10 protein-coding genes and 1 pseudogene are annotated in these 14796 nt (G+C 61.4%); 8 read left to right on the forward strand and 3 right to left on the reverse strand.

Features of this window, described 5'->3' with window-relative positions; translation table 11 throughout:
• Positions 1-39: 39 nt before the first annotated feature.
• The gene (locus C6Y56_RS28565) at positions 40-516 is read right to left on the reverse strand and encodes a hypothetical protein (RefSeq protein WP_169432514.1); all 477 of its coding nucleotides are present in this window, start codon (positions 514-516) and stop codon (positions 40-42) included.
• A gap of 329 nt (positions 517-845) precedes the next feature.
• Here C6Y56_RS28565 and C6Y56_RS28570 point away from each other — a divergent pair, with 329 nt between their 5' ends.
• From C6Y56_RS28570 to C6Y56_RS28580, 3 genes are all read left to right on the forward strand, one after another.
• Complete coding sequence (locus C6Y56_RS28570; protein ID WP_169432515.1) at positions 846-1844, forward strand: AraC family transcriptional regulator; 999 nt, start codon at positions 846-848, stop codon at positions 1842-1844.
• 132 nt (positions 1845-1976) lie between these two features.
• A complete protein-coding gene (locus C6Y56_RS28575) occupies positions 1977-3002 on the forward strand; it encodes a histone deacetylase family protein (RefSeq protein WP_169432516.1) in 1026 nt (341 codons plus the stop codon).
• Complete coding sequence (locus C6Y56_RS28580; RefSeq protein WP_169432517.1) at positions 2999-4099, forward strand: polyamine ABC transporter substrate-binding protein; 1101 nt, start codon at positions 2999-3001, stop codon at positions 4097-4099. The genes C6Y56_RS28575 and C6Y56_RS28580 overlap by 4 nt, the downstream gene beginning before the upstream one ends.
• Positions 4100-4158: 59 nt before the next feature.
• Here C6Y56_RS28580 and C6Y56_RS28585 read toward each other — a convergent pair whose 3' ends face one another.
• Positions 4159-5712 carry a PLP-dependent aminotransferase family protein gene (locus tag C6Y56_RS28585; protein WP_169432518.1) on the reverse strand — a complete coding sequence of 518 codons (1554 nt, stop codon included), beginning with the start codon at positions 5710-5712 and terminating at the stop codon, positions 4159-4161.
• Between the two features lie 92 nt (positions 5713-5804).
• Here C6Y56_RS28585 and C6Y56_RS28590 point away from each other — a divergent pair, with 92 nt between their 5' ends.
• From C6Y56_RS28590 to C6Y56_RS28610, 5 genes and pseudogenes are all read left to right on the forward strand, one after another.
• Positions 5805-6428, forward strand: coding sequence for an FMN-binding negative transcriptional regulator (locus C6Y56_RS28590; protein ID WP_169432519.1), 624 nt, complete (start codon positions 5805-5807; stop codon positions 6426-6428).
• Between the two features lie 10 nt (positions 6429-6438).
• Positions 6439-6885, forward strand: a complete 447-nt coding sequence (locus C6Y56_RS28595; protein ID WP_169432520.1) for a GNAT family N-acetyltransferase — start codon at positions 6439-6441, stop codon at positions 6883-6885.
• 12 nt (positions 6886-6897) lie between these two features.
• Entirely contained in the window at positions 6898-7569 is a 672-nt protein-coding gene (locus tag C6Y56_RS28600; RefSeq protein ID WP_169432521.1) for a GNAT family N-acetyltransferase, read from the forward strand.
• A gap of 246 nt (positions 7570-7815) precedes the next feature.
• Positions 7816-10512, forward strand: a pseudogene (locus C6Y56_RS28605) (autotransporter outer membrane beta-barrel domain-containing protein); the annotation flags it as partial.
• A gap of 172 nt (positions 10513-10684) precedes the next feature.
• Positions 10685-12883, forward strand: a complete 2199-nt coding sequence (locus tag C6Y56_RS28610; RefSeq protein ID WP_169432522.1) for an autotransporter outer membrane beta-barrel domain-containing protein — start codon at positions 10685-10687, stop codon at positions 12881-12883.
• 104 nt (positions 12884-12987) lie between these two features.
• Here C6Y56_RS28610 and oadA read toward each other — a convergent pair whose 3' ends face one another.
• Positions 12988-14796 carry a sodium-extruding oxaloacetate decarboxylase subunit alpha gene (gene oadA, locus C6Y56_RS28615; protein ID WP_169432523.1) on the reverse strand — a complete coding sequence of 603 codons (1809 nt, stop codon included), beginning with the start codon at positions 14794-14796 and terminating at the stop codon, positions 12988-12990.

A 14796-nucleotide genomic window follows, 5' to 3' on the forward strand; every position in this document is an offset into this window, starting at 1 on the left:
CTCAGCAATACCCCTCTTTACTGCATGAAGGGGTATCGACTATTTCACAGGTTTAACCACAAGGAGTTTCGCCTTTAATTTTGCTGTTTCCAGATTCGGGGGATCACCGCGCCAAAGAGTCGCATCAACGTCGCACTGAAGCCTTCCTGTGCTGGCGTCAAAGGACACACCAGAAAGCTTTGCTGTGTCCGCATCCCAACGACCGGGATCATTACCAAAGAGAAAATTAAAAAAATCGCCATAACCCATACGAAAATCATACATAACCGAGGATAAAGCTGATTGATCGATTTCCAGATTAATACCGGAATCCTTGCTCCTGAACAGAAGCAGTAACCTCTTTCCGTTTTTATCTGCATGTTCCACCCATGAGTCGGCCGAACATTCAAAATGCTGGCCATCCAGCGTCCCTACTATGCTCCCCTCATCTACAGGATTCTTTCCGCCACCGTACTTATCCAATATGCTTTCAATATAAATACGATGATCTTCGACTTCTTTATTTTTCGAATTCATTTTTTCGTCCTCCTTATTAATAACCCCATACACATTCCGACCACAAACTGAGCGTAGACCCAGACAAATACAAATCAAATAAAAAACTCAAATAAATAGACATCAATAACTAAACGACAAACGGCGCCCATATAATTAAAAACCTGTTACTTCTGACAGTCGCCAAAACAACTATTTCGCATTAAGTTAAACAGGCGGGAGCCACGCCCCTATATGTGACAAAACAAAAGTGGCCATTTCTGTAAACATTAATTACCGTAAACAATCGATATGCAACTTGTGGTATGTAATTTGCTTTCCAGGAAATGTATTTCGCTCGGGACGCCTCTATGCTCCACTCCCACCTCACCACCCTCAACGCTGTCTCCCTGGTGCTCAACACCTTCCGGGATCAAGGCCTGTCCAGCGAAGCGCTGTTGGCTGGCAGCGGCATCAGCGCGGCGGATCTGAACCGGGCCGACACCCGCATCACCACCAATCAGGAGATGCAGGTCTGCGCCAACGCGGTCGCGCTCAAGCACGATATCGGTCTGGAACTGGGCCGGCGCATGCACGTTTCCTGCTACGGCATCCTCGGTTACGCGCTGCTGACCTGTGCCACCTTCGGTGACGCTTTGCGCCTGGCGATCCGTTATCCGGCGCTGCTGGGAACACTTTTCGAGCTGAGCCTGGAGGACGACGGCGAGCGTGCCTGGTTCGTCGCCGCCGATTACCGCGAGAGTCCGGCGATGGCCGTATTCAACGCCGAGTTCTGTCTGGTGTCGCTGAAAGTCATCTGCGACGACCTGCTCGGCCATCCACTGCCATTGCTGGCCGCGCGCTTCGAACACGCTGCGCCGGATTACCGCGACAGCTACGCCGAACACTTCAAGGCGCCCCTGCATTTCGGTGCCAAGGACAACGCCTTCGCCTTCGACCGGCGCTGGCTCGATCAGCCGCTGCCGCTGGCCGACATCATCACCCACCAGGCGATGGCCGAACGCTGCCGCAAGCAGAACACCGAGTTCACCGGCCGCCAGGCGTGGCTGGGGCGGATCCGCCAGTTGCTCAGCGCGCAACTCAATGCTGCACCGGGACTGGAAGGTCTGGCGCAGCAGATGAACTGCTCGCCGCGCACCTTGCGCCGGCATCTGAAAGACATGGGTTGCAGCTATCAGGAGCTGCTCGACGAACTGCGTTTCGAGCGGGCCAAGCAAATGCTTTGTGAGGACCAGTTGCCGATCTATCGCATCGCCGAAACCCTGGGTTTCAGCGAGACCGCCAGCTTCCGCCATGCGTTCGTGCGCTGGAGCGGCGTGGCGCCGAGTCAGTTCCGCCCACACGGTTAAACCGTCGAGGGGCGATATCAGGTCAGTATTTTTGGCCACATCGATCCCCTTTTGGCCTCTCTGGCCGTTCTCCGATTCGCCCCGCGCCGCAACACTGGAGCCAACCGAATCAGCCCCTGCGGAGAACAACAAATGCTGACGATCTACTCTGACGATCACCACCTGCACCATGGCCGCTGCGAATTGATCGACGGGCAACTCAAGCCTTGCTTCGAGATGCCGTCGCGCGCCGACCACGTGCTGCAACGTGTGAAACATCAAAAACTCGGCCCGGTCGAAGCACCGAAAGATTTCGGCCTTGGACCGATCGAGCGCATCCACAGCCGCGATTACCTCGACTTCTTCAAAGGCGCCTGGGCGCGCTGGACCGAATTCAACACCGACGGCGACCTGCTGCCCTACACCTGGCCGGCGCGCACTCTGCGTCAGGTCAAACCGACCAGCCTGCACGGCCAGCTCGGCTATTACAGCTTCGACGGCGGCGCACCGATTACCGCCGGCACCTGGCAAGCGGCCTACAGCGCAGCGCAAGTGGCGCTGACCGCTCAAGCGGAAATCCAGCGCGGCGCCCGTGGAGCCTTCGCCCTGTGCCGTCCGCCGGGACACCATGCTGCCGGCGACTTGATGGGCGGTTATTGCTACCTCAACAACGCCGCCATTGCAGCGCAGGCATTCCTCGATCAGGGCCACAAGAAGGTTGCGATCCTCGACGTCGACTATCACCACGGCAACGGTACCCAGTCGATTTTCTACGAGCGCAGCGATGTGCTGTTCACCTCGATCCACGGCCACCCGGAAGCGGAATTCCCGTTCTTCCTCGGCTACGAAGACGAACGCGGCGAAGGGGCCGGCGAAGGCTTCAACTTCAACTATCCGCTGCCGGCCGGTTCCGGCTGGGATGTCTGGAGCGCGGCGCTGGATCAGGCCTGTGCTGAGATCGACAGCTACGGCGCCGACATCATCGTCGTGTCGCTGGGTGTCGACACCTTCAAGGACGACCCGATCTCGCAGTTCAAGCTCGACAGCCCGGACTACCTGGCCATGGGCAAGCGCATCGCGGCCCTCGGCAAACCGACCCTGTTCGTCATGGAAGGTGGCTACGCGGTGGAAGAAATCGGCATCAATGCGGTGAACGTGCTTGAAGGTTTCGAACAATGAACAGACTCAAGCACTTGATCGCTCCCGCGCTGTGCGCGGCGCTACTGAGCGGCGCGGCCCACGCCGAAGAACGCACCCTGCGCGTCTACAACTGGTTCGACTACATCACCCCCAAGGCCCTGGAAGACTTCAAGACGCAGAACGCCCAGACCAAACTGGTCTACGACATCTTCGACACCAATGAAGCGCTGGAAGCCAAGCTGCTGACCGGCAACTCCGGCTATGACGTGGTGGTGCCATCCAACGTATTCCTGGCCAAGCAGATCGAAGCCGGCGTGTTCCAGCCGCTGGATCGCAGTCAGTTGCCGAACTGGAATCACCTCGACCCGAAACTGATGAAGCTGATCGAGGCCAACGACCCGGGCAACCAGTTCGCCGTGCCGTACATGTACGGCACCATCCTGATCGGCTTCAACCCGGCCAAGGTCAAAGCGGCGCTGGGTGACAACGCGCCGGTGGATAGCTGGGATCTGATCTTCAAGGAAGAGAACATCAGCAAGCTCAAGCAGTGCGGTGTCGCCCTGCTCGACTCGCCGTCGGAGATCCTGCCGCTGGCCCTGCAACACCTCGGCCTGGATCCCAACAGCAAGAACCCGGCGGACTACGCCAAGGCTGAAGCGCTGCTGATGAAGATTCGCCCGTACGTGACCTACTTCCATTCGTCCAAATACATGGCCGACATCGCCAACGGCGACATCTGCGTCGCGGTCGGCTATTCGGGCAGCTTCTCGCAAGCCGCCAACCGCGCCAAGGAAGCGAAGAATGGCGTGGTGGTCGACATGCGCCTGCCGAAGGAAGGGGCGCCGATCTGGTTCGACATGCTCGCTATCCCGAAAGGCGCGAAAAACCCGCAGGACGCCTACACCTTCATCAACTACCTGCTGCAACCGCAGGTGATCGCCCCTGTCAGCGATTTTGTCGGTTATCCGAACCCGAACAAGGACGCCACCGTACTTGTCGACCCGGCGATTCGCAACAATCCGAATCTGTACCCGACCGATGCGGCGATGAATACGCTCTACACCTTGCAACCGCTGCCGCGCGATGCGGAACGGGCGCGCACGCGGGCGTGGACGAAGATCAAATCCGGCACCTGAAACCTTCCCATCCAGCTCAGACCCGCCCCGGCGGGTCTTTGGATACCGACGTTCCGTCTTCACTCACCCCAGGCTTGCCGCAAACGGGCCAGGGCCGACTCGATCGCCGGCTCCGGCACCGCCGCAAAACCCAGCACCAGACCGGCGCGCTGATCGAGCGGCAGCGTCGAGTCCGGCAGCCAGTATTTGCTCAAGCCATGGACTTCCACCTCTACGCTGGCGGCCTGCTCGATCAATTGCTGTTCGCGGGCCACGCTGTCGACCGTCACCGTGAGATGCAATCCGGCCGACACCGCGGGCAATGCCCCCACACCCGCCAGGCCATGTGGCCAACCATTGATCAGCGTGTTGCGCCGGCTCAGGGCTGCCCGACGCATCCGTCGGATGTGCCGCTGGAAGTGCCCTGCCGCCATGAACTCGGCCATCACCGCCTGAGTGCTCACTTCGGAGTGCCGGACATCCACTGCACGCCGCTGCGCAAACGCCTCCACCAGCCCCGGCGGCAACACCAGATAACCCAGGCGCAGCGCCGGGAACGCGACTTTGCCGAAGGTGCCGACGTATAGCACGCGGCCCTGACGGTCGAGTGCAGCCAGCGGGGCCAGTGGCGCGCCGGTGTAGCGATACTCGCCGTCGTAGTCGTCCTCGACAATCCAGCCGCCGGTACGCTCGGCCCAGGCCAGCAGTTCCAGGCGCCGCGCCAGGCTCATCACCACCCCCGTCGGGTACTGATGAGAGGGCGTGACATAAGCCACTCGGCAATCTTCGGCGGCCGCCAGTGCCGCGCAGTCGATACCCTCTTCGTCCACGGCAATGCCTTGCAATCGGCCACCGGCCAGCGCGAAGGCGTGACCCGCTGCGCGGTAGCCCGGATTTTCAATGCCGACCCCGGCGCCCGGCTCCACCAGCAACTGTGCACAAAGGCTGATTCCCTGCTGCGCGCCACTGGTGATCACAATTTGCTCAGCGGAACACTGCATGCCGCGCGAACTGCGCAAATAAGCGGCGATCAGACCGCGCAAGCGTGCATCGCCCGCCGGGTCGCCGTAACACAGTTGCTGCAAGTCGGGTTTGCGCCAGAACGCCGCGTTCAGCTTGGCCCAGACGTCGAACGGAAACAGATCGAACGCTGGAACCCCCACCCGGAAAGCCCGTGGCGGACCGCTTGGCGGCGTTGGCAAATGATTCTGTTCAAGCCGCTGCATGGCTCCGCTGTGGATAACTTTTCTGGATAAATCCCCAGTGGTTTTGGCCACAATTGTGGATAAAGCTGTGGGTAAGCCTGTTGAAAACCCTGTGGATACTTTTGTGGATAGTTTTTTCGTCGGTGCCGTCGATTGCGGCAATTGCGCTACATACGTCCCGTCACCGACCCGTCCTTCGATAAAACCCTCGGCATACAGCTGATCGTAGGCGCGCACCACGCTGTTGCGGGAAATCCCCAGCGCTGCCGCCAGATCCCGACTGGCCGGCAAGCGCGTGCCGCTGGCCAGAAGCCCGTCGAGCACACGCAGGCGCAAGGCCTGATAGAGCTGACGGCTCAGGCCTTTGCGGCGGTCGAGCTCAATACCGGCGGGGTTGAACGGCAGCGACAGCGTGGTCGGATCGGGCATGACAATGGACCTGTGAAATTGGTCATCAATGGCTCTTACAACAGACCAATAGCCTGCCTACGATGCAGGCATTCGCCAAGGAAAATTTCTCCATGTACACGCCCCGCGCCTTTGCCATCGACGACTTGTCCCAACTGCACGAACTGATGCTCGCCACCCGCCTCGCGATCCTGGTGACCCATGGCGAACAAGGCTTGCAGGCCAGCCACGTACCGGTGCTGCTGCATCGTGAACAAGGCCCGAACGGTACGCTGTACGGGCATCTGGCCAAGGCCAATGCGCAGTGGAAAGACCTGCGCGATGGCGCCGAGGCCATGCTGATTTTCCCCGGTGCCGATGCCTACGTCAGCCCGGGCTTTTATCCGAGCAAGGCCGAGCACGGCAAAGTCGTGCCGACCTGGAACTACGTCGCCGTGCACGCCTACGGTCACGCCGAAACCTTCAGCGATGGCGGTCGGCTGCTGGACATCGTCAGCACCCTCACCGATCGCCATGAAGCGGGCCGCGACCAGCCTTGGTCCGTCGACGATGCGCCGGCCGATTACATCGACGGCATGCTCAAGGCGATCGTCGGATTCGCCATTCCGATCGACCGCCTCGAAGGCAAGCGCAAGCTCAGCCAGAACCGCAGCACCGAAGACATCGCCGGCGTGCGCGAAGGCCTGGCCGCCAGCCCCGACATCAATGATCAAACCCTCGCTCACTTGATGCGTTAAGGAAATCACCATGAGTCAGATCGACATCCGTCCGGTCAGCGCCGGCGATCACGCGGCGTGGCTGCCGCTGTGGCAGGCCTACCTGCGCTTCTACAACACCGAATTGCCGGGCGCCGTCAGCCAAAGCACCTGGCAGCGTTTTCTCGACCCGAACGAACCAACCCACGCCGCCCTCGCCTGGGCCGACGGCAAAGCGGTGGGCATGGTGCATTTCATCTACCATCGTTCGAACTGGAGCATCGAAAACTCCTGCTACCTGCAAGACCTGCTGGTGGAGCCGCAAATCCGTGGCACTGGCGTCGGTCGCCTGCTGATCGAACACGTCTACGCCACGGCCAAGGCCGACGGTTGCTGCAAGGTGCACTGGCTGACCCACGAAACCAATGCCACGGCGATCCAGCTCTACGAGCGCATCGCCGAACGCCCGGGTTTCATCCAGTTTCGCAAAGCCATTTAAGGAGCCACGCGCATGACGATTTCTCTCGCTGACTGGAAAGGCGTGCCGCCGCCCTCCACCACCTTGATCGAAGGCCGCTTCATCCGCCTGGAAAAACTCGACCCGGCACGCCACGGCGATGACCTCTTCAATGCCCTGCAAGGCCCCGGCGCCGATCCGAAACTCTGGGATTACTTGCCCTACGGCCCGTTTCCGGAGCGCAGCGCTTTCAATGACTGGCTGAACAACCACGCCGCCCACAGCGATCCGTATTTCTTCAGCGTCATCGACCGCGCCAGCGGCCAGGTGCAAGGCCTCCTCAGCCTGATGTCGATCGTCCCGGCCCAGGGCCGCATCGAAATCGGCCACGTCACCTTCGGCGCCCCGATGCAGCGCTCGCCGAAGAGCACCGAGGCGGTCTACCTGCTGGCCAAAGAATCCTTCACCCTCGGCTACCGCCGCCTCGAATGGAAATGCAACAACGGCAATGCCCGCTCCAAATACGCGGCCGAGCGTCTGGGCTTCAGCTTCGAAGGCGTGTTCCGCCAGCACATGGTGGTCAAGGGCCAGAACCGCGATACCGCGTGGTATTCGATTCTGGACTCGGAATGGCCGGCGATCGCAGCGGGATTCGAGCGCTGGTTGAGCGATGAGAATCAGACGGCGGATGGGCAGGTGAAGGGGTTGGTTGAGTGCCGCGCTTGAGCCGGTGAACGTAAAAGAGCGCAGCCTGCGGCATCTCATTCAAGCGATGTCCAAGGCTGCGATTTCGACTCTGCACCACCGTCGGATCTGCAATGAATTGCAGATGAACGTCCAAATCTGAGGCCTGAACTGCAAAAGAATGCACATAGGCCATACATCATTCTGTAAAAACCCTCCGCTATACAGAACGCCCTCACTTATAACTAAAAGGACGTTCCCCCCATGCCGCTCCCGCCTCAGCGCCTTTCTCTCGGCGATCTGACCCAGGCACGCAACTACGCGATCTACAACCGCAGCAGCGGGCAGATTCTCGGTTCCAACGATGCGATTCGCATCGACAGCAACTTCGTCAGTGGCAGTCTCTTGATCGACAACGGCGGCACCCTTCGCTCGACCACAGGCCAAGGGCTGGATCTGGATGCGTTGCGCAGCGACGGTGTGAAAACCACCATCATCAACCGCGCCGGAGGGCTGATTCGTGGCGACGCCAGCGACGGCATGAAAACCGGCGCCAACGCGACCATCAGCAACTACGGCGAAATTTCCACCGGTGATTCGCACAACGCCAATCAGAAGTTCGACGGTATCGATATCGACACCGCGACCGGCGTCAGCGTGACCAACTACGGCGTGATTTCCGGCGGCCGTCATGGCATCACCACCGACCTCGGCGCGACGCTGGTCAATTACGGGCAGATCACCGGGCGCAACGGCTCCGGCTTCGGCTCCGACGGCAACGGCACGGTGATCAACCACGGCACCATCACGGGTGCGTATTCAGGCTTGCAGCCCAACGGCGACGGTGACGGCGTGGACATCGACAAGATCGCTCACATCGAAAACTACGGCACCATTCAAGGCGTCGGCGCGGGCGGCGTGGACAAGGGCGGTTTCGCCAATGGCAGTGAAGGCATCGCGCTGGGCGGCGGTTACATCCTCAACGCCAAAGGCGCCCTGATCAGCGGCGCCAACAGCGCCATTCTGGTGGACGACGGCAGCGGCGGTTCGGGGCTGGCGGCCACCACGCTGAAGAACGACGGCACCATTCAGGGCCTCGACGGGTTTGGTGTGAAGTTCGTCGGTGAGTTCGCCGACAACGTGATCAACGGCGGCACCATCAGCGGCAGCAACGGTCTCGCGCTGGACCTGGGCGGTGGCAACGACAGCCTGACACTGCGCAACGGCAGCCGCTTTGTCGGCGTGGTCGATGGCGGCAGCGGTTACGACCGAGTAGTGATGGACGACGCGGCGGGCGGCAGCTTTGGTGCGAGCCGCCATTTCGAATGGCTTGAGGTCAAGCAAGGCGCCTGGACCCTGACCGGCAGCGGCGATTTCAGCGACGGCGGTGCCGTGCGCAATGGCGCGACCCTGATCAACCAGGGTGGCATTGCCGGTAACCTGAGCGTGGACGCCGGAGGTGTGTATGCCGGCGGCGGGTCGGTGGGCAACCTCAACGTGAATGGCACGTTGCGCACTGACACCCGGCTCGGCACCGCAACCATCGTGCACGACTTGAACATGGGCAGTGCATCCACCCTCGCCTACGGCGTCAACGCCGATGGCAGCAGCGCGCCAGTCCAGGTCGGCGGCACGGCCAATCTCAACGGCGCAACGCTGGCGGTCAATCCCGGCAGCGGCACCTATCCGTGGCAGAGCCATTACACGGTGCTGCAGGCTGCGCGCGTCAACGGCACGTTCGGCGCGGTCACCAGCGACTACGCGTTCCTCACGCCGACCCTCGCTTACACGCCAACGCAGGTCAACCTGACCTACACCCGCAATGACGTGGCCTTCAATGAGTTCGCTGCTACCGGCAACGGCAGCAACGCCGCCAACAGCCTCGCCTCAATGGGCAAGAACAACCCGCTGTACAACGCTTTGCTCAACACCACTCAAAGCAGTGCAGGCGCAGCCATCGAGCAACTGGCCGGCGCCAGCAACGCCAACCTGACCAGCGCCAGCCTCGGCGCCAGCAGTCAGGTGGGCAGCAGCATGCTCTCGGCGATGCAGCAAATGGGTGGCAGCCCAGGCTTGACGATCGGCCTCGATCAGCGTGACACACCAATCCTCGCCGCCAACGGCGTACCGTCCGAAGCGCGAAACCTGAATGATCCGAACGCCCGGGGCCGACTCTGGCTGCAAGCCATCGGTGGCTACGGCAAGCTCGATGGCGAACACGGCAGCAGCGGTCTGGAACAACGCACCAAGGGCAGCCTGCTCGGTGCCGACTGGGCACTGAATCCGCAATGGCGCCTGGGCGTGCTCGGCGGCTATTCGAACACCGACCTGGACGCCACCGGCGTCGACGGCAATGTCGAGAGCTGGCACGCCGGCGTTTACGCGCTGCATCAGAACGGCCCGCTGGCCTTGCGCCTCGGCGCCGCGTACAGCGGCCATCAGGGCGAAAGCAAACGCACCATCGCATTCAATGGTTTCAGCGATCGTCCCAAAGGCGATTACGACGCCGACAGCCAGCAAGCCTTCGCCGAACTCGGCTACGCCATGGGCACTGGCCGGCTCAGCGCCGAACCGTTCGCCAGCCTCGGTTACCAGCGCTATCACCGCGACCGCTATCAGGAAAAGGGCGGCGCGGCGGCCTTGCAGGTCGACAGCCAGACCCAGGACAACTTCAGCAGCACCTTCGGCGTACGCTTGGCGCACCTCAGCTCGCTGGGCAATGGCATGAGCCTGACCCCACGCATGGCCGCCGGCTGGAAGCACACCTATGGCGATGTCAGCAGCTCGACCCGTCAGGCGTTTGTCGTGGGCGGGAGCGCGTTCAGCGTCGATGGCAGCTCGCTGGATCGTGACAGCCTTGTCCTCGAGGCAGGGCTGGACCTGGGCGTTTCTGCGCGGCATACGCTGGGCCTTGGCTACAGCGGCGAGATGGGCAGCAACAGTCGCAATCACGGGCTGATCGGGCAGTGGCAGATGAGCTTCTGAATGCTGTAGGCAAATGTTCCACGCGATGAAAGCAAAAGCGGTCCGTTAAACAAAATGGGCCGCTTTACTGTCACGTCAGTCGACAATCCCTGCATGCTTGGCAGATCCGACTGACATCGATGCCCAGGCACCCCGTTTTAGAGTTCGACCTCCCAACACGGAGGTTGACCCGATGCCTGTTCGATATACACACCGACTTCACCATCTGGCCGTCGCTATTGCATTGACACTCGGCTATACGGGGATCTCACTGGCGCAGGAGTCCGTTCTCGTTCCTGATCCGCCACCCGAACAAACACCGACGCCAGGACTATCAGCGCTCGACGCATTTATCAAAGCCCCGGACACGCTTACGACTACCGTCAAGAGCGGGCAAAAGGCAAGAGACGGCATTTCCCTGCAACTGAGTGATGCAAACGACCTGGTAATCGTGAAGCCTCGTGGCAGCTTCGCCGGGATCGTTGACGGAGGCGCCGGAGTTAACGTTCTGCAACTCGATGCCAAGGAAGGAAAACTCGGCGAATCACGCAACTTCGAGGGACTGGAGGTCAAACAAGGCGCCTGGACGCGCTCAGGTTCGGGTGACTTCAGCACCGGGGTGCTGATACGCGCCAAGGCATCCCTGATTAACGAAGGGCATATTCTGGGTGGAGCACTGACCGAGGGCATTTTCATCAACAGAGGCCAGATTGATCACGGGGTCACGGTTCTCCCCGGCGGGGATCTGACTCACTCGGGGCTCATTGCCGGCAACGTGGATGTGCAGGAGAACGGTCATTTCGCCGGCAGCGGTGTCGTCGGCGGCCTGAATGTGCAGGGACGCTTTTCCGTTGACGAGGTGTACGGCGCACCCAGGATCAGGGGCGACCTGAAATTGTCGCGTCCGGCAGTATTGGCCTATTCGGTCGATGCTTCCGGCAACAGCCCGACCATCATCGTCGAGGGCACTGCCAGCCTCGGGGAGGCGACCCTGAAACTGGTCACCAGCGGTGACTATCCACAAAGCAGTCAGCACACCATCCTCAAGGCCGGCAAGGTCGAGGGCCGGTTCGGCACCATTGAAAACAATCTGGCCTTCATGACGCCAACCCTGGATTACGATGATCCCAAGCGGGTCGGCCTGAGCTATGCCCGCAATGAGGTGCCCTTCGAGCAAGTCGCCACCAGCGACAATAGCCGCGAGTTCGGTAAAAGCATTGAGCCTCAGGTGTCGCCAGCCCCTTCCGCTGTTCAAACCCAGGCTCCGGCCGAAACGCCGGAATCTCCCGAACCACTCCGACAAGCGCAAACGCTGCAATCCCCTGCCACGCCTCAGACGCCGGCGGTTTCAACCACTGCGCGCAACTCTGCCATTGCGGCACTACTCACCACCGACAAAGCCACGGCCGCCATCGCCCTCGATCAACTGGCCGGCGGCAGTAACGCCAACCTCGCCAAGGCCACCTTGAGCAGCGTCACGCCGGTCAGCGTCAGCCTGCTGTCGGCCATGCACCAGCTCGATAACCTGCATGACAACCAGCCAAACGCACCCCGCCACGCGGCCGGAAACGCCGAGAGTGGCAGGGTCTGGCTGCAGGCCCTCGGCCACAGCGGGAAACTGGATCGCGATGTGCAGCCCATGCAGCACTCCACCAAAGGACTGCTGCTCGGTGCGGACTGGCGCCTCAATGAAGAATGGCACCTGGGCTTGATGGGCGGCACCTCCGACACGCGCCTGGACAGCAAGGAGCTGGACGGCGATCTCGACAGTTGGCACCTCGGCGCCTACGCCTTGCGCCAGACCGGCCCGTTGTCACTTCGGCTCGGCGCAACCTGGAGCCGTCACGAAGGCAGTACCCGTCGCGAAGTCGCGTTCGGCCGCTTCCAAGACCGACTGAAAGGCAACTTCCAGGCCAGCACCCAGCAAGCGTTCATCGAGTCGGGATACAACCTGGGTCGGGCCAACGTCAGCGTCGAGCCGTTTGCCAGCCTCGCCTACCAACGCTACCAGCGCGACGGCTACACCGAGAAAGGCGGAACGGCGGCGCTCAAGGTGGACGATCAATCCCAGGGCAACCTCAACACCACCGTCGGCCTGCGTTTGGCGAAAGTCAGCACGCTGGATAACGGCATACGCCTCACGCCACGATTCAGCGCGGGATGGAAGCACGTTTACGGCGAGACCGACACCAGCACCCGCCAACGTCTGGTTACCGGCGGCCGTGACTACACCGTTTATGGCGCAGAGCTGGATCGCAACAGCCTGACGCTGGACACCGGGCTTGATCTGACCGTTTCGGCCAATCACACACTCGGTGTTGGCTTGTCGGGTGAGATCGGTACCGACAGCCGCAACCATGGCGTATCGGGCCAGTGGCGAATGGCGTTCTGAGGACCGATCACACGCGGCCGCAAAGTGCGGCCGCGTGTGTAAAGCAAAAAAAAGGGGAGCACATGCCCCCCCGAGGTTTAAAGCGTTGTATCGAGGCTGTTATCTCAGCCTTCGATCTCGATCAGGATTTCGCCCGGGTTCACCCGGTCGCCCTTGGCAACGTGAATGGCGGTGACCTTGCCGGCAATCGCGGCCTGGACTTCGGTTTCCATCTTCATCGCTTCGGTGATCAGCACAGCCTGGCCTGCCTTGACGGTGTCGCCTTCCTTGACCAGCACATCGACGATGTTGCCCGGCATGGTGGTGCTGACATGGCCCGGAGCCGAGGCTTGCTTGCGCTTGCTGCTGCCGCCGCCGACGAATTCGTTGAGCGGCTCGAACACCACTTCTTCCGGCATGCCGTCGATGGACAGGTAGAAGTGACGCTTGCCTTCAGCCTTGACGCCGACACCGGTGATGTCCACGCGATAGGTTTCGCCGTGAACGTCGATGACGAACTCGGTCGGCACGCCTTCGCCGCCGGCCGAGGCCACCTTGCCCGCTTCCGGGATCGGCAGCAGCACTTCCGGGGTGAGGGTGCCGGCGGCACGCTCTTCGAGGAACTTGCGGCCGATGTCCGGGAACATGGCGAAGGTCAGCACGTCTTCTTCGGACTTGGCCAGAGCGCCGATATCGGCACGCAGCTTGGTCATTTCCGGCTTGAGCAGATCGGCCGGGCGGACGTCGATCACCTCTTCGCTGCCGATGGCCTGACGACGCAGCTTCTCGTTCACGGTGCCCGGCGCCTTGCCGTAGCCGCCTTGCAGGTAGAGCTTCACCTCGTTGGTGATGGTCTTGTAGCGCTCGCCGGCCAGCACGTTGAAGAACGCCTGGGTGCCGACGATCTGCGAAGTCGGGGTCACCAGCGGCGGGAAACCGAGGTCCTCACGCACGCGCGGGATTTCCGCCAGCACTTCGTTCATGCGGTTCAGAGCGCCCTGCTCTTTCAACTGGTTGGCCAGGTTGGAAATCATCCCGCCCGGCACCTGGTTGACTTGAACACGGGTGTCGACGGCGGTGAACTCGCTTTCGAACTGGTGGTACTTCTTGCGCACGGCGTAGAAGTACAGACCGATTTCCTGCAACAGCTCCAGGTCCAGACCGGTGTCGAACTCGCTGCCCTTGAGGGCTGCGACCATCGACTCGGTGCCCGGGTGGCTGGTGCCCCAGGCGAAGCTGGAGATCGCGGTGTCGATATGGTCGGCACCGTTTTCGATGGCCTTCAACTGGCACATCGCGGCCAGACCGGCAGTGTCATGGGAGTGGATGAACACCGGCAGCGATTGCTCGGCCTTGAGGGCCTTGACCAGTTCACCGGTGGCATACGGGGTCAGCAGGCCGGCCATGTCCTTGATCGCCACCGAGTCGCAACCCATGGCTTCCATCTGCTTGGCCTGGGCCACGAATGCGTCGATGGTATGCACCGGGCTGGTGGTATAGGCGATGGTGCCCTGGGCGTGTTTGCCGGCAGCCTTCACCGCTTCGATCGCCACGCGCAGGTTACGCACGTCGTTCATCGCGTCGAAGATACGGAACACGTCGATGCCGTTGACCGCGGCCTTGGCGACGAACGCCTTGACCACATCATCGCTGTAATGGCGATAGCCCAGCAGGTTCTGCCCGCGCAGGAGCATTTGCAGACGGGTGTTGGGCAACGCGGCGCGCAGTTGGCGCAGGCGCTCCCACGGGTCTTCTTTCAGGAAGCGCACACAGGCGTCGAAGGTTGCGCCGCCCCAGACTTCCAGGGACCAGTAGCCGACTTTGTCGAGCTTGTCGCAGATCGGCAGCATGTCTTCAGTGCGCATGCGGGTGGCGAGCAGCGATTGGTGAGCGTCGCGCAGGATGGTATCGGTGACAAAGATCTTCTTGCTCAT

Source organism: Pseudomonas fluorescens, assembly GCF_012974785.1.
Taxonomy (GTDB): Bacteria; Pseudomonadota; Gammaproteobacteria; order Pseudomonadales; family Pseudomonadaceae; genus Aquipseudomonas; species Aquipseudomonas fluorescens_BT.